This window comes from Flavobacterium sp. (assembly GCF_036405015.1).
In the GTDB taxonomy this organism is placed as follows: domain Bacteria; phylum Bacteroidota; class Bacteroidia; order Flavobacteriales; family Flavobacteriaceae; genus Flavobacterium.
Map to the genome: position 1 here is coordinate 12055 of NZ_DASWYK010000055.1, position 23768 is coordinate 35822.

At 34.0% G+C, this 23768-nt stretch carries 18 protein-coding genes; all 18 read left to right on the top strand.

Features of this window, described 5'->3' with window-relative positions:
- Positions 1 to 219: 219 nt before the first annotated feature.
- Positions 220 to 3507: a TonB-dependent receptor gene (locus VGE71_RS04345; protein ID WP_331137200.1), complete on the top strand. Its 3288-nt coding sequence runs from the start codon at positions 220 to 222 to the stop codon at positions 3505 to 3507.
- Between the two features lie 24 nt (positions 3508 to 3531).
- Positions 3532 to 5265: a RagB/SusD family nutrient uptake outer membrane protein gene (locus tag VGE71_RS04350; protein ID WP_331137201.1), complete on the top strand. Its 1734-nt coding sequence runs from the start codon at positions 3532 to 3534 to the stop codon at positions 5263 to 5265.
- A gap of 242 nt (positions 5266 to 5507) precedes the next feature.
- Entirely contained in the window at positions 5508 to 6707 is a 1200-nt protein-coding gene (locus tag VGE71_RS04355) for a DUF1343 domain-containing protein (RefSeq protein ID WP_331137202.1), read from the top strand.
- A 131-nt stretch (positions 6708 to 6838) separates the two neighbouring features.
- Positions 6839 to 7660 carry an N-acetylmuramic acid 6-phosphate etherase gene (gene murQ, locus VGE71_RS04360; protein ID WP_331137203.1) on the top strand — a complete coding sequence of 274 codons (822 nt, stop codon included), beginning with the start codon at positions 6839 to 6841 and terminating at the stop codon, positions 7658 to 7660.
- Between the two features lie 24 nt (positions 7661 to 7684).
- Positions 7685 to 9190 (top strand): sodium:solute symporter, encoded by a 1506-nt coding sequence (locus VGE71_RS04365; protein ID WP_331137204.1) that lies wholly within the window; start codon positions 7685 to 7687, stop codon positions 9188 to 9190.
- A gap of 17 nt (positions 9191 to 9207) precedes the next feature.
- Entirely contained in the window at positions 9208 to 12207 is a 3000-nt protein-coding gene (locus VGE71_RS04370; RefSeq protein WP_331137205.1) for a glycoside hydrolase family 3 N-terminal domain-containing protein, read from the top strand.
- A gap of 59 nt (positions 12208 to 12266) precedes the next feature.
- Positions 12267 to 13472: an anhydro-N-acetylmuramic acid kinase gene (locus VGE71_RS04375; protein WP_331137206.1), complete on the top strand. Its 1206-nt coding sequence runs from the start codon at positions 12267 to 12269 to the stop codon at positions 13470 to 13472.
- Between the two features lie 28 nt (positions 13473 to 13500).
- Complete coding sequence (locus VGE71_RS04380) at positions 13501 to 14772, top strand: acyltransferase family protein (protein ID WP_331137207.1); 1272 nt, start codon at positions 13501 to 13503, stop codon at positions 14770 to 14772.
- 93 nt (positions 14773 to 14865) lie between these two features.
- Entirely contained in the window at positions 14866 to 16434 is a 1569-nt protein-coding gene (locus tag VGE71_RS04385; protein WP_331137208.1) for a glycoside hydrolase family 10 protein, read from the top strand.
- Positions 16421 to 17950, top strand: a complete 1530-nt coding sequence (locus VGE71_RS04390; protein ID WP_331137209.1) for an MFS transporter — start codon at positions 16421 to 16423, stop codon at positions 17948 to 17950. The genes VGE71_RS04385 and VGE71_RS04390 overlap by 14 nt, the downstream gene beginning before the upstream one ends.
- A 30-nt stretch (positions 17951 to 17980) precedes the next feature.
- Positions 17981 to 18322 carry a hypothetical protein gene (locus VGE71_RS04395; RefSeq protein WP_144214974.1) on the top strand — a complete coding sequence of 114 codons (342 nt, stop codon included), beginning with the start codon at positions 17981 to 17983 and terminating at the stop codon, positions 18320 to 18322.
- Positions 18323 to 18487: 165 nt separating this feature from the next.
- Positions 18488 to 18937 carry a GNAT family N-acetyltransferase gene (locus tag VGE71_RS04400; protein WP_331137210.1) on the top strand — a complete coding sequence of 150 codons (450 nt, stop codon included), beginning with the start codon at positions 18488 to 18490 and terminating at the stop codon, positions 18935 to 18937.
- A 2-nt stretch (positions 18938 to 18939) separates the two neighbouring features.
- Complete coding sequence (locus VGE71_RS04405; protein ID WP_331137211.1) at positions 18940 to 20553, top strand: glycoside hydrolase family 3 protein; 1614 nt, start codon at positions 18940 to 18942, stop codon at positions 20551 to 20553.
- Between the two features lie 125 nt (positions 20554 to 20678).
- A complete protein-coding gene (locus VGE71_RS04410; RefSeq protein ID WP_012024184.1) occupies positions 20679 to 21317 on the top strand; it encodes a peroxiredoxin in 639 nt (212 codons plus the stop codon).
- A 227-nt stretch (positions 21318 to 21544) separates the two neighbouring features.
- Complete coding sequence (locus VGE71_RS04415; RefSeq protein ID WP_007805605.1) at positions 21545 to 21853, top strand: thioredoxin family protein; 309 nt, start codon at positions 21545 to 21547, stop codon at positions 21851 to 21853.
- A 22-nt stretch (positions 21854 to 21875) separates the two neighbouring features.
- Positions 21876 to 22133: a DUF6952 family protein gene (locus VGE71_RS04420; protein ID WP_008462029.1), complete on the top strand. Its 258-nt coding sequence runs from the start codon at positions 21876 to 21878 to the stop codon at positions 22131 to 22133.
- Positions 22134 to 22876: 743 nt separating this feature from the next.
- Complete coding sequence (gene tpx / locus VGE71_RS04425) at positions 22877 to 23374, top strand: thiol peroxidase (protein ID WP_331137212.1); 498 nt, start codon at positions 22877 to 22879, stop codon at positions 23372 to 23374.
- A gap of 13 nt (positions 23375 to 23387) precedes the next feature.
- Positions 23388 to 23762: a diacylglycerol kinase family protein gene (locus VGE71_RS04430; RefSeq protein WP_331137213.1), complete on the top strand. Its 375-nt coding sequence runs from the start codon at positions 23388 to 23390 to the stop codon at positions 23760 to 23762.
- Positions 23763 to 23768 lie beyond the last annotated feature (6 nt).

Consider the following 23768-nt stretch of genomic DNA (forward strand, 5'->3'; position numbering starts at 1 on the left):
TATATCAAATAATTCTATTTAAAATAAACAAGAACTACAAGGAATCGCAACAGTCTGCATGATTTGACTTCAAAATTAAAATCAGAAAAAATACACATGCAAAATTTGCGTTTTTTTGCGTTTTTTGATTGAATTTTTAAAAATATTTACAAAATAATGCATTTGTATGCAATAAATAAATATATTTGCTCAACAACCATTATAAAAAACCAAGTAATCATGAAAAAACTATTTCTTATTTCATTGTTGGTTTTGTTCATTCAAGTAACTTTTGGGCAAACAAAAACAATCACTGGAACCGTAAAAAACAAAGCAGACGGAATTCCAATTCCTGGAGTTAGTGTTCTAATTCAGGGAACATCCAATGGCACAACTACCGATTTTGATGGAAACTACAGTATTAGTATTGCTCCGGGCCGAAGTCTCGCTTTTAGCTACATGGGATATGAAACTTATGTTGTAAAAGTAGAAGGACAGCAAAAAATTAATGTAAGTCTCTCAGAAAGCACTTCTAAACTAGACGAAGTTGTCGTAGTAGGATTCTCTTCTCAGAAAAAAACAAACTTAACTGGTGCAGTTGCTTCAATTGATGTTGCCAAAACAATAGGAAGCCGACCTTTAACAGATGTTAGTAAAGCATTACAGGGAACCACACCTGGTGTAAATATTGCTTTTAACTCAGGAAATATCAACCGTGCCGCAAACATAAATATCCGTGGGGCTGGTACTATTAATGGTTCTGATGCTCCTTTAATATTAGTAGACGGAGTTCCAACAGATTTAGCCTTAATTAATCCGAATGATGTTGCAACAATGTCTGTTCTTAAAGATGCCGCTTCTGCTTCTATTTATGGAGCTCGTGCAGCATTCGGTGTGGTTCTTATTACTACCAAAGGAGGTAAAACAGGAGAAGGAAAAGTACGATTCTCTTATAGCGCAAACACTGCTTTCGTTAATCCGATTTCTACATTAAAATTCTTAGATCCAACTGATGAAATCCCTGGCTTAATTGCTGCAGGAACCCGTACAGATGGTTCTACTCCTGAGATATTTGGTCAGAATTATAATATCTTACTAGAGGGAATCAAAAACTGGAAACAGAAATACGCAAATAATCGTACCAGTCACGAAATGGTTTATGGTGAAGACTGGGAAATTAGAAATGGTACTCCCTATTTTTACAGAGTTTGGGATGCGAATAAAGAATTGTATGCAAAAGATGCACTTCAAGTCACCCATAACATTTCTGCTCAAGGAAATTTAGGAGAAAAAAGTTCTTTCTTCGCTTCATTTGGGTATACAAATCAAGATGGAATGCTGAGAGTAAATCAGGAAGAAAGACGAAGAATAAATATCAACTTAGGATTTACAACAAAACTAGCCGACTGGCTTACTGGTGATTTCAAAGTAATGACAATCAACAATAAGTATGATCAGCCATTTAACTATTATGGAGGTTCAGGAACAGACGATACAAGTTACGGAGGTTACTTTGGTTATGCACTTCGTTGGGGACAATATTTTCCAAATTTCGGAACGTATAGAGGATACAATTTCCGTACAGCAGGAGGATATATTTCAAATGCATCAAGAAATGAAAACGTTAAACGTAATACTAGGTTAAGCGGTAAATTTACAGCAGATATTACTAAAGATTTAAATCTTATTGCCGAAGTAAGCAGTGTAAATGAAACCTACAACCGAAAACAAAATGGTGGTAAGTTCTTAGCATGGGATAGCTGGTCTGCAATGCCTTATGATGCTACTACAATTCAAACCGCTACTCCTGCAACTCTTGAAGCAGGAAATGATTATGTAGCACAATCTAAATCTGAATCGGTTACCAATGTAGTGAACGTTTATGGTAATTATAAAAAACAATTCGGAAATCATAACTTAAAATTCTTAGCAGGTTTTAACTCTGAGTGGCAAAATTTCTCTCGTAATTACGCACGAAGAAATACACTTTTAGACAAATCAAAACCTGAATTCAATCTGGCAGTTGGAGAACAATTTGTTTCAGGGGCCACAAATACTTCTCTTAACCCTGCAGAAACAGAATACTCAATCGCCGGTTTCTTTGGCCGTATAAATTATGATTATAACGGAATCTATCTTTTAGAATTAAATGCTCGTTATGATGGTTCTTCAAGATTCCCTACAAACGAACAATGGGGATTTTTTCCATCTGCTTCTTTTGGATATAAAATCGTAAACGAAAAATTTATGGAAAATACACGTAGCTGGTTAACAGATCTTAAACTACGTGGTTCTATTGGAGCAATTGGAAATCAAAATGTAGGAAACAATGCTTTCTTATCTGTATTAAACTCAACAAATCCTTCATGGGTAAACAGTGGTTCTACTCTTCCGCCTTCTATGGGATTACCAACTAACGTTGATCCAACATTAACTTGGGAAAAAGTATATACTAAAGATGTTGGTATTGATATCAGAATTTTTGATATGCTTGGCGCTTCATTCGACTGGTACCAGCGTGACACGAAAGGAATGCTTGCTCCAGGAATAACACTCCCAGGTTCATTTGGTCAAAGTGCAGCTCAAACCAACTCAGGAAATATGAGAACCAGAGGATGGGAACTTTCATTAAATTTCAATAAACAATTAAGCGAAAATGCTTCGGTTTTTGTTGATGTAGCCTTATCAGATTACAAATCTGTAATTACAAAATGGAATAATAGCTCTAAATTATTAGCTGTGGTTACTCCTACTACTTATCCTTATTATGATGGTTATGAAATTGGCCAAATCTGGGGATTAACTAGTGACAGACTTCTTCAAGCTGATGACGTAATTACAAATAATGGTAAAACGGTAAATGGTGTTGACTACTCTAAAACTATGGGTGGTAACTTTAAATATGGTGCTGGAGACGTTCATTACTTAGATTTAGATGGTGACGGAGCCATTACTCGTGGCGCAGGAACTGCCGATGATCATGGAGATTTGAGAAAAATCGGTAACTCTACACCACGTTATAAATATGGTATAACATTAGGAGGAAAATATAGAGGCTTTGATGTTTCTGCTTTCTTCCAGGGAGTTGGAAAACGAGATTACTGGGCAGCTTCAGATGTTGTATTGCCTTTCTTCCGTGCACCTCAGCAAATGTATGAAAATCAAGCTGACTACTGGACACCACAAAATACAGGAGCTTACTGGCCAAACCCATACTATGGAAATGAAGCCAACACTTTTGGATCAGGTACTCAAGGCCAAAACAACTTTGTTACTTCTACAAGATATTTATTAGATATGTCATATTTCCGTCTTAAAAATTTCAGCCTTGGATATTCACTTCCAAAAGGTTTAGTAAGTAAAGCCGGATTAGAAAAAGTAAGATTGTATACTTCAGGAGAAAACCTAGTAACATGGAAAGACAAACGTCTTCCTGTTGACCCTGAAATTGATGAGACAGAAGTTTTCTGGGGAAGAGCTTATCCTTATACCAAAACATGGTCTTTTGGTGTTGAGCTTTCTTTCTAATACTAACAATACAAAACTTTAAAAATGAAAAAATCAAATATAAAATCGAAATTTCTGCTGTTTTTTGCTGCTACAATAGCTTCAATGAGTGCAGTGAGCTGCTCAGATTATCTAACAGATGATCCTGCAGATAAGTTTACAAACGACAACTTCTGGCAGTCTGAAGATAACGTAAAAACGTTTTCATGGGTAAACTATGATACTTTTTATGGTTACGGAAACGGAACTACGATTGGACTTTCATTCTTCTATTATCATGGAAGTGATTACAGAGTAGATGATAACTTAGCTGCTTTTACATTTTATCAAATGCCAATTACTGCGGCTACGACAATGCAATATTCTTGGAACGAATATTACACCCTAATCCGTCGTTGTAATCTGATGTTAGAAAAAGTACCAACCGTAAGTATGTCTCAGGAAAGAAAAAATCACTACTTAGGGGTAGCTAAATTTTTTAGAGCTTACACTTATTTTCGTTTAGTACAGAAATTTGGTAATGTTCCTTATACAGACAAGTTTTTATCACAGGCAGATGCTGAAGTTTATGCTCCAGCAATGCCTCGAGCAGAAATTATGGATAAAGTAATTGCAGAACTGCAAGAAGCTGCTGACTTAATGCTGGCTTCAGATGATAAAAATGTTACTGTGAACAAATATACTGCGTACGCTGCTTTGAGTAATGCTTGCCTTTATGAGGGAACTTACAGAAAATACCATTTAAATCAAGATGGAAGTGCTTACTTAAACAAAGCCAAAACTGCTTCATTAGCAATAATGAACAACCCAAGTTATAAATTAAATTCAGATTGGAAAAGCCTTTACAATTCTGTCGAATTACTAGGCAATACCGAAGTTATCCTTGCAAAACGTTATTTAACAAACGTACTAATGCATTCACTTCAAAACTATACCAATACCTCAACAATTCAGTATGGTTTGACAAAATGGGCTGCTGACAGTTATGTAACAACAAATGGATTACCTATTCAACAAGCAGGAAACACACAATATCTTGGTGACAATACGGTTACAAATACATTTACCAACAGAGATCCCCGTTTTGGAAAAACAGTGAACCCAGCCAACTACGGCTACAAAGGAAAACCTTTTGGTACAGCAGCTTTAGTTTCAATGTCTGGTTATATATTTGAATTGTACAACAATCCAGCAACCACTGGTCCAGATGTTACTACTGGAGGGCGTAACTATACTGATGCTCCTTTATTTACATTAAGCGAAGTATATCTAAATTACGCTGAAGCTTGTGCAGAACTTGGAAGTGCTACAAATGCAGATCTTGATTTATCTATCAACAAAGTTCGTATTCGTGCTGGAATTGCACCTTTAACAACTGATGGTACAAATGCTTCTGCTGGTGGTATACAAATTAACGATCCTAGACGAACTTCTTCTTTAGAACAACTTACAGGAACTGTAAATCCTCTAATATGGGAAGTACGTCGTGAACGTCAAATTGAATTTATGAGTTGGACAACTTTAAGACAAGCAGATATTTATCGTTGGAAAAAAGGCGATTATTTAGACACTTCTAAAAACATTGATGTAAATCTTGGAGCTAGAATTGGAACTCCTGTTGGCTCACAAACTGTTGTTGATGCAAATGGATATGTAAAAATATATCCGGCAAGTACTAGAAATTTTGAACCAAAACATTATCTATTAAATATCCCGACAAATGATATTGATTTATATAAAGCTCAAGGTGTAGAATTAAAACAAAACCCTGGCTGGTAATTCAAAACACAATAAACATTTGCTCTAATAATAAACTGCCTCTGAAACCTAATCAAAACAGAGGCAGTTATTTAAAAATCTTTTTTCTCAACACATAGCACTGAACAAAAATTGAGAAATAAAATTCCTTCTGAAAATTTCATTATTTTTCATCATCACATCAATCAAAAACATTAAACAGTAATCAAATAATAACTTAATTTTAGTAGTCAATTTTGCCTTAACTATTAACTGTAATTAAAATGATAAAATTCATCTCAAAAAGTGCCTTAATTGTAATTTCTTTGTTTTTTACAACTTTGTATTCCAATTCGTTTTCTACAGTTAGAAAATCGGGCACATCAGAAATTAATCCTCCTACAATAAAAACTGGAGCCGACAATTACGAGAAATATTTACCACTTTTAAAGGACAAAAAAATAGGAATTGTAACCAATCAAACTGGAATTTTGTCTAACAAAACTCATCTAGTTGATTTTTTATTAGAGAAAAAAATTGCAGTACAAACCATCTTTGCGCCAGAACACGGCTTTAGAGGAACAGCAGATGCTGGTGAACATGTCGTTGACGGAAAAGATCCTAAAACAGGCTTATCAATTATTTCTCTTTATGGAGATAATAAAAAACCAAAACCTGCACAATTAAACGGAATCGACATTATGATTTTCGATTTACAAGATGTTGGAGCACGTTTTTACACGTATATTTCTTCATTGCATTATGTAATGGAAGCTTGCGCAGAAAATAATGTCCCACTTATAATTTTAGACAGACCAAACCCAAACGGAAGCATTGTAGACGGTCCGCTTCTAGAAAAAGAATTTACAAGTTTTGTAGGCATGCACCCAATTCCACTGATGCATGGAATGACAATTGGCGAATATGGACAAATGATCAACGGAGAAAAATGGCTTAAAAATGGAGTTCAATGCAAATTAACCGTAATTCCTTGTTTGAATTATGATCGAAAAATGGCTTACAGCTTACTTGTAAAACCTTCTCCAAATTTACCAAACGATCAATCTATAAATCTGTACGCGAGTTTATGCCTTTTTGAAGGAACAAATGTGAGCATGGGACGAGGCACTGAAAAACAATTTCAAATTTATGGTTCTCCATACTTAACTAAAACCAATTTCAGTTTTACTCCAAAGCCAAATTTTGGGGCTAAGGATCCTTTATACAATGGAAAAGAATGTTTCGGTGAAGATTTAACAGCCTATCCGAAACTAAAACAATTAGAATTAAAATGGCTCATCAAAGCCTATCAAAATACAGCCGATAAATCTAAATTCTTTAATGCCTTTTTTACGAAACTGGCTGGAACAAAAAAATTACAACAGCAAATCGAATCTGGAGCTTCTGAAAAAGCAATTCGCGACAGCTGGAAAAAAGATATCGAAGCCTTTTATAAAATAAGAAAGCCCTATCTGCTTTATTAAGAAACACTTTTAAACCCCAACCAAAAACCCAAAAACTGACTATTTTTTTATAAAATAGAGATTTCCTATATCAAATATCGAAGTGAAAGATCAAACCAATCTTTCATTTATAAATCAAAAAAAGAAAAAAGATGAGAAATAAAAATCCTGAAACCGAACAAGAATCTTTGTACAAAGATCTGGATCAAATGACTGTAAACGAATTATTGACTAACATCAATAAAGAAGACCAAAAAGTACCGCAGATTATCGAGAAACAAATTCCGAAAATTGAAAAATTAGTCAAAGCAATTGTAAAGAAAATGCAGTTAGGTGGAAGATTATTTTACATTGGAGCTGGAACTTCTGGGCGTATCGGAATTTTAGATGCATCAGAATGTCCGCCAACTTTTGGAGTTCCTCACGACATGATTATCGGAATTATTGCAGGAGGAGATACTGCAATTAGAAAAGCGGTTGAAAATGCAGAAGATGATACAGAGCAAGCTTGGAAAGATTTAGCTAAATTTGAAATTTCAAGTTTAGATTTTATTATCGGAATTGCTGCTTCTGGAAATACACCTTATGTTTTGGGAGCTTTAAAAAAAGCCAAAGAACACAATATCAAAACAGGAAGTATTTCGTGCATCAGCAACGGGCTTATTGCGCAGGAAGCAGATTATCCGATTGAATTAATTGTTGGACCAGAATTCTTAACGGGAAGTACAAGAATGAAAGCAGGAACAGCTCAAAAACTGACTCTGAATATGATTTCTACCTCAGTAATGATTAAACTTGGAAAAGTAAAAGGCAACAAAATGGTTGACATGCAGTTGTCTAATGAAAAATTAGTAAAACGAGGCATCAAAATGATTATGGAAGAACTTGCAATTGAATATGATTTGGCCGAAGAATTACTCCAAAAACATAAAAGTGTACGCGCTGTATTGTTAGATCATAACAGCAAAAAATAACCAGATTTCTAAAACCAAACCAAAATGTCTTCTACCACAATTCTCATTTTCATCTTTGTTTATTTCGGACTTTTACTCTTTATTTCAAACGTAATTAGTAAAAAAGGCCAGGACAATGATTCTTTTTTCAAAGCCAATAAAAATTCTAAATGGTATTTAGTTGCTTTTGGAATGATCGGAACAGCGCTTTCCGGCGTTACCTTTATTTCTGTTCCTGGAGAAGTTGGTTCGCCAAACGGAGAACAATTCAAGTATTTTCAATTTGTTTTAGGAAATGCTATAGGATTTATCATTATTGCAAAAGTCCTACTTCCACTCTATTACAGAATGAATCTGACTTCGATTTACAGTTATATCGAGCACCGAATGGGAATTAGAAGTTACAAAACCGCTGCTTCTATATTTTTAGTCAGCAGAACGATTAGCTCGGCTTTTAGATTGTATTTGGTTGTGATTGTTTTACAACGTTATGTTTTCAATGATTTCAATATCCCTTTTCCAGTAACGGTACTTTTAGCTTTAGCGCTTATCTTTCTATACACTTTTAGAAGCGGTCTAAAAACCATTATTATTACCGATACTCTACAGACGTTTTTTTTAGTTAGTTCAGTGTTTATAACCATTTATTTTGTTTGTGATAGTCTAAATCTGACTGTCCTTGAGTCGGTTTCAACCATTCAGAAAAGTAATTATTCTAAAGTATTCTTCTTTGATGATTTCTTTACGAGCAAGTACCACTTTGTAAAGCAAATTCTAGGCGGAATGTTTGTTACCATTGCAATGGTTGGACTGGATCAAGATTTAATGCAAAAAAATCTAAGCTGTAAAAACATTGGCGAAGCACAAAAAAACATGTTCACTTTTACTGGAATTTTTGTCTTAATTAATATTATTTTCTTGAGTTTGGGTGCTTTATTGTACATCTACGCCTCAAAAAACAATGTTCAAATTCCGCTAGATTTAGCAACAGGAAAACCAAGAACCGATTTACTTTTTCCTGAAATTGCTTTAAATCATTTGTCAATTGTTCCAGCATTTGTTTTCCTTTTAGGAATTATCGCTGCCACTTTTGCTACAACCGATTCAGCTTTAACAGCACTAACAACTTCATTTTGTGTTGATTTCTTAGGAATGGATAAATCTGAAAATCTAGATAACAGCAAAAATGTCAAAATAAGACATTGGGTGCATTTTGCATTTTCAATCTTGTTGTTTTTGGTTATCATCATTTTAAATTCGTTTAATGATGCTTCTGTTGTAGCTTTAATTTTCAGAGCAGCCTCTTACACTTACGGACCTTTATTAGGATTATATGCTTTTGGATTGTTACAAAAATCAAGAATCGTAAATGACAAATTGATTCCGTTAATCTGTCTACTTTCGCCAATATTTACCTATTTCTTAAGCGAACATTCAGCACAATTATTCGGATATACTTTCGATAATGAATTAATTATTATTAACGGATTATTTACTTACATCGGAATTTATTTAACTAGCCAACGCACAGAAGAAAAAATCTCTTTTTAATTGCCCAACACTATTTCATGAAAAATGCCATTATAAAAATAGGTTTATTTACAGCTGTTCTTTTTTTAAGCGTCAATTGCGGTGTTTCAAAAAAGAGCAAAACTGCTGTCGAAACAAATCAGCCTATTTCTACAGAAAATAAAGAAGTTTACGTACCGAAAAGCAAAGCAGAAAAAAAGCCTTTTGTTCCAGATTGTGATGCCGAAAATCGTTGGGCTGACAGTATTTACAGCAAAATGACTCTAGATGAAAAATTAGGGCAATTATTTTTTGCAAATGCTTATTCGAATAAAGATTCTGTACATGTCAACAAAGTAAAAGAACTGGTTTCTAAATACAATATTGGCGGTTTAATTTTCTTTCAAGGCGGACCAGTTCGTCAGGCGAAATTAACCAACATTTACCAATCAAAAGCCAAAGTTCCATTGTTTATTGGTCTTGATGCCGAATGGGGATTAAGCATGCGTTTAGATTCGACTTACGCTTATCCTTGGAACATGACTTTGGGCGCCATTCAAGATTTAGATTGGATTGAAAAAGTCGGCAGACAAATGGGAAGCGAATGCAAAAGAATGGGAATTCATTTCAACTTTGCACCAGTTTTAGACATCAATACCAATCCTTTAAATCCAATTATTGGAAATCGTTCTTTTGGCGAAAGCAAAACAAATGTTGCCAATCGTGCTTCTGCAATAATGAAAGGCATTCAAAGTCAGGGCGTTTTGTGTACCGGAAAACATTTTCCAGGACATGGAGACACTGCGGTAGATTCTCATAAAGCACTTCCTACGGTTTCTTTTACAAAAGAACATTTGGATGAAGTTGAAATCTATCCTTACAAACAGCTTTTTGACGAAGGATTGGCTTCTGTAATGGTCGCGCATCTTAATATTCCAAGTTTGGAACCACGCGAAAATGTTCCTTCTTCTGCTTCTTATAATGTAGTAACTGAGTTATTGCAGAAACAATTAGGCTTTGAAGGTTTAATTTTTACGGATGGTTTAGGTATGAAAGGCGCAAGTAATTTTAAACCTGTAGGCGATCTTGAATTGGCTGTTTTACAAGCAGGAAATGACATTTTTTTATGTCCTGATGATGTGCCAGTTGCGATTGAAAAACTAAAAACGTTTTATGCAAAAGGAGATATTACAGAAGAACGTTTGGCTCATTCGGTTAAAAAAATCTTGCATTACAAATTCAAAGCAGGTTTAAACAAATACAAACCAATTGATTTAAAAAATTTACAAAAAGACTTAACCAGTCCTGATAAAGACGCGCTTCAATATAATTTATTTGAAAACGCTGCAACGGTTTTAAAAAATAAAAAAGACATTCTACCAATCAAAAATCTGAATCAGAAAATTGCCTACGTAAAACTGGGAGAAGATGTAAACAGTGCTTTTGTTTCGACTTTAAAAAAATATACCGAAGTAACAGAAGTTTCAAATACCAACATCGATTCTTTAAACAAAGCATTAAAAAAATTCGATTTGGTTATTTTGGGTTATCACAAAGTGAATAAAGCTTGGGAAAAGCACGATTTAAACTCAAACGAATTGTTTTTCTTGAATAAAATTGCTGCAAACAACAAGGCCATTTTAGATGTTTTTGCAAAACCTTATTCGCTACTTTCGATCAAAAATTTTGATGATTTGGAAGCATTGATGGTTTCTTACCAAAATTCGACGATTTCTCAAATTGTTTCTGCCGAAATTCTATTCGGAGCCAAACAAGCCAAAGGAAAACTTCCTGTTTCTATCAATGACAATTTCAAAGTTAATGAAGGAATCGATACCGAAAAAATCGATCGTTTAGGTTTTGAAACACCAGAAAATGTGGGAATGAGTTCAGCAATTCTTTCTAAAATTGATGCCATTGCCCAAAAAGCAATTGATGGAAAAATGGCACCAGGAATGCAGGTTTTAGTAGCGAGAAAAGGAAATGTTGTTTTTCAGAAATCGTATGGATATCAAACTTACGACAAGAAAGTAAAAGTTTCAAATACCGATTTATATGATGTGGCTTCGATTTCAAAAATGATTTCTACGCTTCCAAACGTAATGCAGCTATATGATAAAAACAAAGTCGAATTAGAAACCAAATTAGGGACAATGCTTCCAATGTTTGCCAAGTCGAATAAAAAAGATATTTCTTTTAAAGATCTTTTAAATCATTACGCTGGATTAATTGCTTGGAGTCCGTTTTACAAATCGACATTAGATGCCAAAGGTTTTCCGATGGAGAAATACTACCGAAAAATTCCAGAGAAAAATTTCACAACCAAAGTAGCCGATAGTCTTTTTATTCGAAATGATTACCATGACACGATCATGAAATTTATTGCCGATTCTCCTATTTCATTAAAAAAAGAATACAAATACAGTGATTTTACTTTTATCATTTTAAAAGAATATCTGGAAAGAGCGACTCATGAAAAATTGGAAGATTTAAGTCAGAAAAACTTTTTCAATTCTTTGGGAATGAATTACACAACCTACAATCCATTATTGAAATTTGATAAAAATGTAATTGCTCCAACTGAAATTGATACTTATTTTAGACATCAATTGATCCAAGGTTATGTTCACGACATGGCGGCCGCAATGGAAGGCGGAGTTTCAGGACACTCAGGAATTTTTTCGAACGCTATGGATGTGGCAAAAATGATGCAGCTTTTTCTTCAAAAAGGAAGTTATGGCGGCGAACGTTATTTTTCTGAAGCTACATTTGATACTTTTAACACTTGCTTTTATTGCGCTCAAGGCGTTGAAAGAGGTTTAGGTTTTGATAAAAGATTAGGAAAAGATGGTCCAACTTGCCAATGCGCTTCAGCGTCAAGTTTTGGTCATACTGGTTTTACTGGAAATATGGCTTGGGTCGATCCAGCAAACGAAACTGTTTATGTCTTTTTGTCGAACAGAACCTATCCTGAAGTAGGCGAAGAAGGAAATAAATTGGCAAAAGAAAAGATTCGTGAAGATATTCAGAAAATAATTTATGAATCTATAATCAAGTAAACTGTAGCTTTGTCAAAGTTTAAAACTTTGACAAAGTTCTGCACAAAAAAACGTATTTCATGAACAAAAATATAAACGCACTTTATAAAATTGCTCAAAAAGAAACGAAACGTATAATTGGATTAATGTCAGGAACTTCCCTTGACGGACTTGATATTGCCTTATGTGAAATTTCAGGATCTGGGACAAATACTGATGTGAAATTAGTTCAATTTGAAACCGTTACTTATTCAGAAGAAATTAAAACTGAAATCCGTAAAATTTTTGCGAAAAAAAACATCGAATTCCAGCATTTGGTTTTGCTTAACGAATGGATTGGCTTACTTCATGCGGAAATGATAAATGATGCTTTAAAAAAATGGAATATTCCTTCATCAGATATTGATTTAATTGCTTCTCACGGACAAACCGTTTTACATGCGCCAAAGTTTTTGCATCAGCAGGAAAAATTTCCAAATGCGACACTTCAAATTGGAGATGGCGATCATATTGCGGTAAAAACAGGAATTATCACTTTATCTGATTTTAGACAAAAACATGTTGCCGCTGGTGGAGAAGGCGCTCCATTGGCAGTTTATGGCGATTATTTTTTATTTGGAAAAGAAGGTGAAAACAGAATTATGCTCAACATTGGTGGTATTGCTAATTTTACATATTTGCCTGCTGCATTAAAAACAGAAGAAACTTTTGTAACCGATACCGGAACCGGAAACACCTTGATTGATCTTTTTGTGAAAAAATATTTTCCAGAAAAAAGCTATGATAAAGATGCCGAAATAGCCAAACAAGGAACTGTAAATCAGTTGTTATTGGATCATCTTAAAGATAATGCTTTTTTCAAAAAAGGATTTCCAAAAACAATCGGACAGGAATTATTTAATGCCGAATATGTTGAATTAGCACTTTCTAAAAGCAATTTTACCAATATTTCAGCACCAGATCTACTGGCTACTTTAACTCGTTTTAGTGCCGAAACTATTGCGGAAGCGATTCAATTTACAATTCAAAACAGCCAATACAAAATAGAAGATTTCAAAATCTATCTTTCTGGCGGAGGAGCAAACAATCCACTTTTAGTACAATGGCTGAAAGAATTGCTGCCTTGTCCTTTCTTCAAAAGCAATGATTTAGGAATTAACAGTGATGCCAAAGAAGCAATTCTTTTTGCTGTTTTAGCCAATGAAACTGTTGCTGGAGGAGATTTTAAATTCAATTCTGTAAAAATTCCTTCTGTAACTATGGGAAAAATTTCATTTCCTGATTAATATTAACTACCAACCACAAACCAAAACCATGACAAAAGAACGTTTAACCTCACTGGACGTATTTAGAGGATTTACTATTTTTCTAATGACAATAGTTAACAATCCTGGAAGCTGGTCTTCTATTTATCCACCATTAGAGCATGCAGAATGGCATGGTTGTACCCCAACCGATTTAGTTTTCCCTTTTTTCGTTTTTATAATGGGAACAGCAATACCTTTTGCCATGCCAGTTAAACATCTTGATGGTTCTGTTTTTAATAAAATTTTAGTTAGATCGCTGCGTATTTTCTGTTTAGGGTTTTCTTTAAACTTTTTCAGCAGAATTCATTTATTTGATCTAGAAGGATTACCACTTTTAGCAGTAAGACTCATTATTTTCTTCGGAATCGCCTATGCTCTTCTAGGAAATTTTAGTTTGAAGATCAAAACATATCTTGTTTTTGGAATCTTAGCCGTATTATTATTTTTAGCTTACAGCGGTTTAGAACACTTCGAAGAGGTTAGAATTCCGGGCGTTTTACAGCGAATTGCCATCGTTTATTTCTTTACATCGCTTTTATATTTAAAAACCAATTTAAAGACACAAATCATAACTGCTCTTTCAATTCTAGTTGGATATTATGTCATAATGGCTTTTGTTCCTGTTCCTGGAATCGGAGAAGCCAATTTTGAAAAAGGCACCAATTTGGCAGCTTGGCTCGATAATTTAGTTCTAAAAGGACATCTTTGGAGCGTTTCTAAAACCTGGGATCCAGAAGGAATTTTAAGTACGCTACCAGCCATAGCAACTGGAATCACCGGAATGTTTATAGGACAAATTTTAAATTTGTCTGTTGCTAAAATCGAAATTGTAAAAAAACTGGTAATTGCTGGAATTGTTCTCTTAATCTCTGGATTACTTTGGAATATTATTTTCCCAATCAACAAATCACTTTGGACAAGTTCTTATGTTTTGTACACAGGTGGTATTGCTACCTTATGCTTGACACTTCTATATTATGTTATTGATGTGGCAAATTATAAAAAGTGGGCCAAACTGTTTTTAATCTGGGGAGTAAATCCAATGATTGTTTTTTACTTTTCGGGAATAATTCCGAGGGTAATGAGTTCTATAAAAATGCAAAATCCAGAAATTGGAGGTGAAGAAATTGGCTTCCAAACCTATGTGTACCAGTTTGGAATTGTTCCTAATTTTGAAAATCCACTAAATGCATCCTTGGCTTATGCACTGGCTTATGCTCTATTTTGGTCAATTATCTTATGGATTTTATATAAAAGAAAACTGATATTCAAAGTTTAGTATTTCAAAAAGAATGGTATTATTATTGCGAAATTTAAATTTCCTTTAATCATCTAAAAAAACTACTTTTGGTTTTTGTTAAAAAACATTGAAATGCATAAAAATCAGTATTTAATATTCTCTTTTCTATTTATATTTTTCGTTTCGACGATTTCTGCACAGGAAAAAACAATGCATCCTAAAAATGAATTTAGAGGTGTTTGGATTGCTACCGTAGTAAATATTGACTGGCCAAAAACAAGTTTGGATAATGTTGAGAAAGAGAAAGCTGATTATATAGAAATTCTGGAAGCTTATAAAAAACTAAACTACAATGCCGTAATCGTTCAGGTTAGAAGTGTTGGTGATGCTATCTATCCTTCAGAATTTGCACCTTGGTCTCGTTTTTTAACTGGAAAAGAAGGTCTAGCTCCAAACCCATATTATGATGCTTTGGCTTGGATGATTGAACAAGCCCACAATCGCGGTTTTGAATTTCATGCGTGGTTAAATCCTTATCGTGCGACTTTTGATTTGAATAAAAATCTTTTAAGTTCTGGACATGATCTATTTAAACATCCGGAATGGATGATTGAATACGGCGGAAAATATTATTACGATCCTGCATTGCCAGAAGTTCAAGCACATTTAACAAAAGTGGTAAAAGAAGTGGTTGACAAATACGACATTGATGCCATTCATTTTGATGATTATTTTTATCCTTATGCTGTTCCTGGAAAAACATTTAATGATAATGCTTCTTACCAAAAATATGGTGCAGGTTTAAGCCGTGCCGATTGGCGTCGTGCAAATGTGAGCAACTTTGTACACACAATTTCTACTACTATAAAAGATAGCAAACCTTGGGTTCAGTTCGGAATAAGTCCATTTGGGGTTTGGCGAAATAAATCGCAGGATCCAAGAGGTTCTGAAACACAATCAACTTCAAATTATGACGATTTATATGCAGATCCAATGTTGTGGATGGATCAAAAATGGATTGATTATATTCTGCCTCAGTTGTATTGGAGTATGAATAATACAAGAGCTTCATATTCTAAATTGGTAAAATGGTGGTCTGAGAATTCTAATAATACTGCTGTTTATATTGGTCATGCCTCTTATAAAATTAGAGGAGATTCAGATAAAAGCTGGAATTTTATGACCGAAATTCCAACACAAGTTGATTATTTAAGAACTTTCAAAAATGTTTCTGGAAGTGCCTATTTCAGTTCAAAATGGTTCATGGGCAAAAACTTTGATGTAGTTCGTCATTTAGAAGAAAACCAGTATAAATATCCTGCTCTTCCTGCAGCAGTTCCGAATTTAAGACACGTCATTATCGATACGCCAAAAATATTGGAGTACAATAAAGATAGTATTAAATATAACTTTACATTCAAAAGTCCACTGAATACAAAGGTTCGCTATATGGTAGTTTATGGAGCGGATCACGTTTCAAAAATTGACATTAACGATGCCACTAAAATTGTTGAAAAAGTAACTATAAAAGAAGTAGATGGAAAAATCACTTTTGCAATAGCGGCAGGAAAATTAAACCTGTACAAAGCCTGTGCGGTAACTTTTATTGATTATTATGCCAACGAAAGCACTCCAACTGCCATAGATCTAAAAAAACCATTTAAAAACTATACACCTGCACAACCAAATGAAAATAGATAATAAACCTTGGTTCTGGATTCCGCTTCTAAATTTTGCATCTGGATTACCGTATGCCGTAATTATTTCGGTTTCGGTTTTAATGTACAAAAATCTCGGAATCAGCAATGAAGACATTGGTCTTTATACCAGTTTATTATATCTTCCTTGGGTTGTAAAACCACTTTGGAGTCCGTTTATTGAATTGACAGGAACTAAAAGAAAATGGTTTTTATCCATGCAATTGCTTATTTCGATTGCTTTTCTGTTAGTTGGATTTACAATCCCAACGAACGGTTTTTTTATGATGACACTTGCCATTTTCTGGGTTGCCGCTTTTGCTTCAGCTTCTAATGATATTGCGAGCGACGGCTTTTATTTATTGGTTTTACCAAAAGAACAACAATCTTTTTTCCTCGGAATCAGAAGTACTTTTTACAGATTATCAATGTTGGCCGGAAACGGATTAATAGTACTTTTTGCAGGATATTTGGAACATAAATATGGCGACAACACAAAAGCATGGTCATATACGATGATTTGCGTTGGGTTATTAATGACCTTTATCACAGTTTACAATTTCATTTTTACGCCAAAAAATGAAATCAATCCTACTGAAAACAAAGAAACTCATCATCAGAACTTCGGAACTATATTTATTAGTTTCTTCAAGAAAAAGCAAATTGCCATTGTTTTAATCTTCATTCTTATTTTTAGATTAGGAGAATCACAGCTATTAAAAATGCTAACTCCTTTTTTAATTGACCCTATTAAATATGAATTAGTAGAAACAAGTTCTGATTTAAATGAAAACAAAGCTTTAGAAATATTTAATACAAAAGTAAAAGCTGGCGTAAAACTTGAAAAATCAGAATTAGAGTTATTATATTCAAAATTACCTGTTGTAGTTGAAAACAGAAAGGGTAAAAAAGCTTTAAAAGAAACGTTGCCTAAAAAAAATGAAGAATACAAAAAAGTAAATGAAGCAAGAATTACTTTTATTGATGGATTGATTTCAAAAAATGGAAATCAGAAAACAATTCAAGTAGGCGGAATGGGATTAGATACCGAAGCTGTTGGAATCATCTACGGAACTTTTGGTGTTGCAGCTTTAACTTTAGGAGGAATCTTGGGAGGAATTGCCATTTCCAGACATGGTCTTACCAAATGGATGTTTCCAATGTTTTTGGCGATGCATTTACCTATAATCGGATTCATTTTATTAGCCTTTTTTCACCCAACATCAATTTATTATATTTATGCCGTTGTTATTTTGGAACAATTTGGTTACGGATTTGGCTTTACAGCATTTATGATGTATTTAATTCACGTTGCCGAGGGAGAATCAAAAACAGCACACTATGCACTTGCAACTGGATTTATGGCATTAGGAATGATGCTTCCAGGAATGTTAAGCGGTTATATTCAGAAATTTTTAGGCTATCAAAACTTCTTTATTTGGGTTTTAATAGCTACAATTCCAGGTCTTATTTTATCACGTTTTTTAATTTTCCCGAAAGATTTTGGGAAAAAATCATAAGAAGTTTAAACCCAAATCAAACTCTTACATATGGAAATCAATGAAAATTTGCAGGCCGAACGAAATCTGAAAGGAACTGAGTTCGAGAAAAATGGAAATCTTGAAAAAGCAATTGAATTGTATGAAGAAAATGTTGCAGAAGGCTTTAAAGGAAATCATCCTTACGATCGATTAGCAACGATCTACAAAAACGAAAATGATTTGGATAATGAAATCCGCGTTTTGGAAAAAGCAATTGTGGTTTATGAAGAAATCACTATTGAAGACCGATTGGAAGGATTGCCAAAACTTTTCCGTTTCAAAAACCGATTAGAAAAAGCCATTGAAACCAAAAAGCAATTGGCTAAACAAAAGAAAGCAAAGTTGAAATAAAACAATCTTTTTAAACACATAGAAACCTAGATTTTATTTTTGTGTGAAAAGAGTATAAAAGAGAAACTCATTTCTCAACACATAGTTAAACGCTGGTAGCTTTGTCAAAGTTTAAAACTTTGACAAAGCTTTGCGTAAAGATGTAGGAAACAAAAGCAATAAATCATGACTACCATAAAACGAACCAATTCAGACGATATTGATTTTATAAATCTGGTTGCTTTGTTAGATCAAGATTTAGCAATTAGGGATGGAGAAGATCATTCTTTTTATAATCAGTTTAATAAAATTGATAAAATAAAACATACAATCGTTTATTACGAAAATAGAATTCCTGTCGCTTGTGGCGCTTTTCGAGAAAAAGAATCTGGCACAACAGAAATAAAAAGAATGTATGTTCATCCAGATTATCGAAACAAAGGAATCGCTGCCGCTGTTTTGACTGCTCTTGAAATTTGGGCCAAAGAAATTGGCTATACTTATACCATTCTCGAAACAGGGAAAAAACAACCCGAAGCCATTCGCTTATATCAAAAATCAAATTATACCATCATTCCAAATTATCCTCCTTATGAAGAAGTAGATAATAGTGTTTGCATGAAAAAGACTTTATAATAATGAAAATCACAGCTGAAGCATTACGCCAAAAGATAGGACAATTTTTCTTTCCTGCAGTATTCATCAACGATACCGAAGAAAATATTCAGGAAACCGAAAGACTTATTAGAGAACACAATATTGGAGGATTAACCTTTTTCCACAGTCGTGCGAGCGCTGCAACGAATTACGAAAGCAAGAAAAAAGTTGTTTTCAACGATGACAGTTACAAAAAAATTAAAGTGCTAATTGCGCGTTATCAAAAAGCCGCTTCTACTCCACTTTTAATCAGTATTGATGCAGAATGGGGTTTGGCAATGCGTATTGAAAAAACTCCACAATATCCGTATGCGATTACACTTGGTGCTTTGCCAGAAAGCAAATCCAATTTAGTTTACGAAGTTGGAAAACAAATTGCTTTAGACTTAAAAGCAGCTGGAATTCAGTACAATTTATCGCCTTTGGCAGATATTAATAACAATCCGAACAATCCTGTTATTGGCTATCGTTCTTTTGGTGAAAACAAAGAAAAAGTAGCCGATTTTGCTGTTCAATACTTAAAAGGAATGTCAGAAGTTGGTGTTTTAGGGTGTTTGAAACATTTCCCTGGACACGGAAATACAAATGTCGATTCGCATTTAGGACTGCCTGTTTTAAAAGAAACTTTAGAAGAATTATTAGAAAACGAATTGTATCCTTTCATTAAAGGAATCGAAAATAATGTCGATTCGATTATGATTGGACATTTAGCAGTTCCGAGTTTAAATGACAGAAAAGATACTTCGGCAACGTTATCAAAAGCGGTTATCCAGGATCTTTTGCGTGACAAATTAGGTTATGATGGTTTAGTAATTTCTGATGCTTTAAACATGCACAGCGTTTCTAAACTATATGAAACAAAAGGCCAATTAGAATGGGAAGCTTTCAACGCTGGAAATGACGTTTTATGTTTTGCCGAAAATGTTCCTGAAGGAATTGAAGCGATTTATAAAAATGCTTCGCCAGACCGAATTTTCGAAAGTTATAACCGAATCATGAAAGCTAAAGAAAAAGCAGGAATTCTTTCTGGAAACACAGCAATTTCAGGCGAATTAAATTTTGAAAAAACATCCCAATTAAATCTAGAAATTGCTCAAAATGCCATTACCAAAATCATCGATAACGGAATTTCAGATTTAGCTCTTGAAGCTCAGAAAAACAACAAATTAGCGAAACTGAGTTTATATAAAAATACCGAAAATACATTCTTCAAAACTTTAAATACAAAATTACCATCACCAGAATTTGCTTTCGAAAGTTTAGAAACTTCGGACATTTCGGTTATTAAAAGTGAATTAGAAAATTTCGAAACCATCATCATTTCATTATTTGTTCCAAAAGCAAAACCGTTGAATAATTTCGAAGTAAATGATGAAGTTTTTGAACTCCTTTCAAATTTATTAGAAACCAAAAAATGCATTGTTTACGTTTTTGGAAATCCTTACGTTTTACCACTTATTCCGAATCTAAAAAAGGCTTTCGGATTAATTCAGGCGTATCAAGATTTTGAAGAATTTCAAAAAACGGCAGGAATTCAATTTTTAGAAAAAAATAGTTTTGCTGGTGTTTTACCCGTAAATATTGATATTCAATAAGTTAAAAACATAAATAGTCAAAATTTATCAAATTATAAATTTTTATAATCACATCTTATTGTAACTAGCTGTACTTATGCCCTACTTTTGCACCAGAAATAAATATTTAACGTAAAACGAAAATTATGTCTTTAGTAGGAAAAAAATTCCCAAGTATTGCAGTAGATGCTATCTCAGAAATGGGTGACAATTTAAAAATCAACATTTTTGAAGAAGCAGTAAACAACAATAAAAAAGTACTTTTATTTTGGTACCCAAAAGATTTTACTTTTGTATGTCCAACTGAATTACACGCCTTTCAAGCTGCATTACCAGAATTCGAAAAAAGAAATACTATCGTAATTGGTGCTTCTTGCGACACAAACGAAGTTCACTTTGCTTGGTTAAATACTCCAAAAAACAATGGTGGAATCGAAGGTGTTACTTACCCAATCTTAGCAGATACAAACCGTAACTTAGCTAACATTTTAGGTATTTTGGATATCGAATCTACAAGCTACAGCGAAGATACAGATTCAGTTATCATCGAAGGTTCAAACGTAACTTACAGAGCTACTTACCTAATCGACGAAACTGGAAAAATTTTCCACGAAAGTGTTAACGATATGCCATTAGGACGTAACGTAAACGAATACTTAAGAATGGTTGATGCTTATACTCACATCCAAACTAAAGGTGAAGTTTGTCCTGCAAACTGGGAAGCTGGTAAAGAAGCAATGTCTGCTGACAGAATCAGTACTGCTGAATACTTAAGCGCAAACTAATTTTTTATAAAGGTACAAAGGTTCAGAGCGACAAAGTGACAAAGTTTTTTTGTTGCTGTCTAAAAGGTTCCAAAACTTTATACTCTTGAACCTTTGCTACTTTAAATTTCTAAAAAAAACATACAGTAAAGTTTAAGCAACAAATCCTCTAGTTGCGACATTTGACGAAGCTCCAAAAACTTTGTCCCTTTGTCCCTTTGCCACTTTGAACCTTAAAAAATAAACAAATGTTAATCGACTTAAACGAAGATACGTTAGCAGATTTAGTTGCTAAAAACGAAAAAGTAGTAGTACAATATTCAGCTTCATGGTGTGGAAATTGCCGTATTATGAAACCAAAATTCAAAAAATTAGCAACAGAAAATGAAGCTATCACTTTTGTTTTGGTTGATGCAGAAAATTCTCCAGAATCAAGAAAACTAGCAAATGTAAGCAACTTGCCTACTTTCGCTACTTTCGTAAACGGACAATTAGTTGGCGAAACGCAGACCAACAAACAAGAAGTTTTAATCGACTTGGTAAACGCAATTGCGTAATTCATAATTAAAACTCCACAACATGAAATTACCAGTAATCAAACATTTAACACAATTCATCGAAGAAAACGATCAGGATTACATCATCGAAACGATCGAAGTTCTAGAAGCCATGACCGAAATTCCTTCTCTAAAAGACGAAGAATTAGACGTAATCGGCGAATTGATTTCAAATATGTACGGCGCCCTTGAAGTACAAAAATTAGTAGCTCAAGGAACCGATAAAAAAGAAGCTTTAAATACGTTCATGAAACGTGTTTTAGGTTCTATCGATAAATAAATCGCCCTCCTTCCCAAGAATAAACAAAAAACAAAGCTGAAAAAGCGTTTCTATTTTAGAAACGCTTTTTTTAGTTTTCAGTCGCAGTTTTCAGTCTAAGTCTTCATACAATCTTTGTCAAAGTTTAAAACTTTGACAAAGTTAAACGCCCAATCAAAGCAAATCTAAAATCTACATTTTAAAATCTAAAATATTCAGGGCGAGCCACCATCCCGATAAAAAGGGTAATTCTCTTTACGGTTACTCCCCTTTTTATCGGGATGCTGTCGGGCTATCCGCGCTACTTCGGTAGCTTGCTCCTATCCCTCTCGCGGGTAAACGGTTTTAATTATGTTTTCGGTTTTTAGTCGCAGTCGCGGTTTTCAGTCTCTGTTTTTCTCACACAATCTTCATCCCGACGGAGGAGGGATCTCCACAAGTAGCTCCACAATCTAAGTCGCCAATCTTTGTCGAATTTCTAACGGAGATCCCTCCTCCGTCGGGATGATAAACTTTGCGAATAGAACTTTGCCAAAGTTTAAAACTTTGACAAAGTTGAACATCAAAGCTTAAAAAATTCAAAGAACAATAATCTCTCAAAATTTCAGTTATCACTAAGAATAATTTTCTAAAATAAAATGCAAATTCTTAAATTTGCGACCACTCCAAAACCATCCTTAATCTCTCCTTAAACCGTTAACAAATACTTTTAGATTCAAATATTAATCCTTACTTTTGAACCTCATTAATTTTAAACAAAAAACATGGCATCTATCACATTAGGAGGAAATCCAGTTCATACATCAGGCGAATTGCCAGCAGTTGGATCACAATTAGCTGACTTCCAATTAGTACAAAACGATTTATCAGTAGCTTCATTAAGCACTTTTGCTGGTAAAAAATTAGTTTTAAACATCTTCCCAAGTGTTGATACAGGAACTTGTGCAACATCTGTTAGAACTTTCAACGCAAGCGCAAGCGGATTAGAAAACACAACCGTTTTATGTATTTCTAGAGATTTACCATTCGCTCAAAAACGTTTCTGCGGTGCTGAAGGTTTAGAAAATGTTGTAAACTTATCAGATTTCCAAACTGGTGCTTTCGGAAAAGCAAACGGACTAGAAATCGTTGACGGACCTTTAGCAGGTTTACACTCAAGAGCAATCATTGTTGTTGATGCTGACGGAAAAGTTCTTCACACAGAACAAGTTGCAGAAATTGCAAACGAACCAAATTACGAAGCAGCTTTAGCAGCACTATAATACACTCACTCTAATGGAGTTTCAAAAAGACAATACTTTTGTTTCTGGTCGTTTAAAAAGTGTAACTTATGCTTTTAAAGGGGCCATAAAATTGATTAAAACAGAACACAGCGTGATGGTTCAATTCTCTTTAGGAATTATCATGACCATTATGGGGTTCTATTTTCACATTTCACAAACCGAATGGCTATGTCAGACATTTGCCATCGGTTTGGTTTTAAGCATTGAAGGATTAAATACGGCAGTTGAAAAAATTGCCGATTTTATCCATCCTGATTACAGCAAACGAATCGGTTTTATTAAAGATATTGCTGCTGGAGCGGTATTTTTTGCCGCAATGACTGCAATAGCAATAGGCTTGATTATTTATATTCCAAAATTTATTTAGGCAAAG

Excerpts from the sequence above, each read along its gene's own strand:
- VGE71_RS04410 (WP_012024184.1), top strand. The coding sequence starts at position 20,679 with ATGTCTTTAGTAGGAAAAAAATTCCCAAGTATTGCAGTAGATGCTATC.
- VGE71_RS04355 (WP_331137202.1), top strand. The coding sequence starts at position 5,508 with ATGATAAAATTCATCTCAAAAAGTGCCTTAATTGTAATTTCTTTGTTT.
- VGE71_RS04420 (WP_008462029.1), top strand. The coding sequence starts at position 21,876 with ATGAAATTACCAGTAATCAAACATTTAACACAATTCATCGAAGAAAAC.
- VGE71_RS04350 (WP_331137201.1), top strand. The coding sequence starts at position 3,532 with ATGAAAAAATCAAATATAAAATCGAAATTTCTGCTGTTTTTTGCTGCT.
- VGE71_RS04375 (WP_331137206.1), top strand. The coding sequence starts at position 12,267 with ATGAACAAAAATATAAACGCACTTTATAAAATTGCTCAAAAAGAAACG.
- VGE71_RS04415 (WP_007805605.1), top strand. The coding sequence starts at position 21,545 with ATGTTAATCGACTTAAACGAAGATACGTTAGCAGATTTAGTTGCTAAA.
- VGE71_RS04390 (WP_331137209.1), top strand. The coding sequence starts at position 16,421 with ATGAAAATAGATAATAAACCTTGGTTCTGGATTCCGCTTCTAAATTTT.
- murQ (WP_331137203.1), top strand. The coding sequence starts at position 6,839 with ATGAGAAATAAAAATCCTGAAACCGAACAAGAATCTTTGTACAAAGAT.
- VGE71_RS04380 (WP_331137207.1), top strand. The coding sequence starts at position 13,501 with ATGACAAAAGAACGTTTAACCTCACTGGACGTATTTAGAGGATTTACT.
- VGE71_RS04345 (WP_331137200.1), top strand. The coding sequence starts at position 220 with ATGAAAAAACTATTTCTTATTTCATTGTTGGTTTTGTTCATTCAAGTA.
- VGE71_RS04385 (WP_331137208.1), top strand. The coding sequence starts at position 14,866 with ATGCATAAAAATCAGTATTTAATATTCTCTTTTCTATTTATATTTTTC.
- VGE71_RS04395 (WP_144214974.1), top strand. The coding sequence starts at position 17,981 with ATGGAAATCAATGAAAATTTGCAGGCCGAACGAAATCTGAAAGGAACT.
- tpx (WP_331137212.1), top strand. The coding sequence starts at position 22,877 with ATGGCATCTATCACATTAGGAGGAAATCCAGTTCATACATCAGGCGAA.
- VGE71_RS04370 (WP_331137205.1), top strand. The coding sequence starts at position 9,208 with ATGAAAAATGCCATTATAAAAATAGGTTTATTTACAGCTGTTCTTTTT.
- VGE71_RS04400 (WP_331137210.1), top strand. The coding sequence starts at position 18,488 with ATGACTACCATAAAACGAACCAATTCAGACGATATTGATTTTATAAAT.
- VGE71_RS04430 (WP_331137213.1), top strand. The coding sequence starts at position 23,388 with ATGGAGTTTCAAAAAGACAATACTTTTGTTTCTGGTCGTTTAAAAAGT.
- VGE71_RS04365 (WP_331137204.1), top strand. The coding sequence starts at position 7,685 with ATGTCTTCTACCACAATTCTCATTTTCATCTTTGTTTATTTCGGACTT.
- VGE71_RS04405 (WP_331137211.1), top strand. The coding sequence starts at position 18,940 with ATGAAAATCACAGCTGAAGCATTACGCCAAAAGATAGGACAATTTTTC.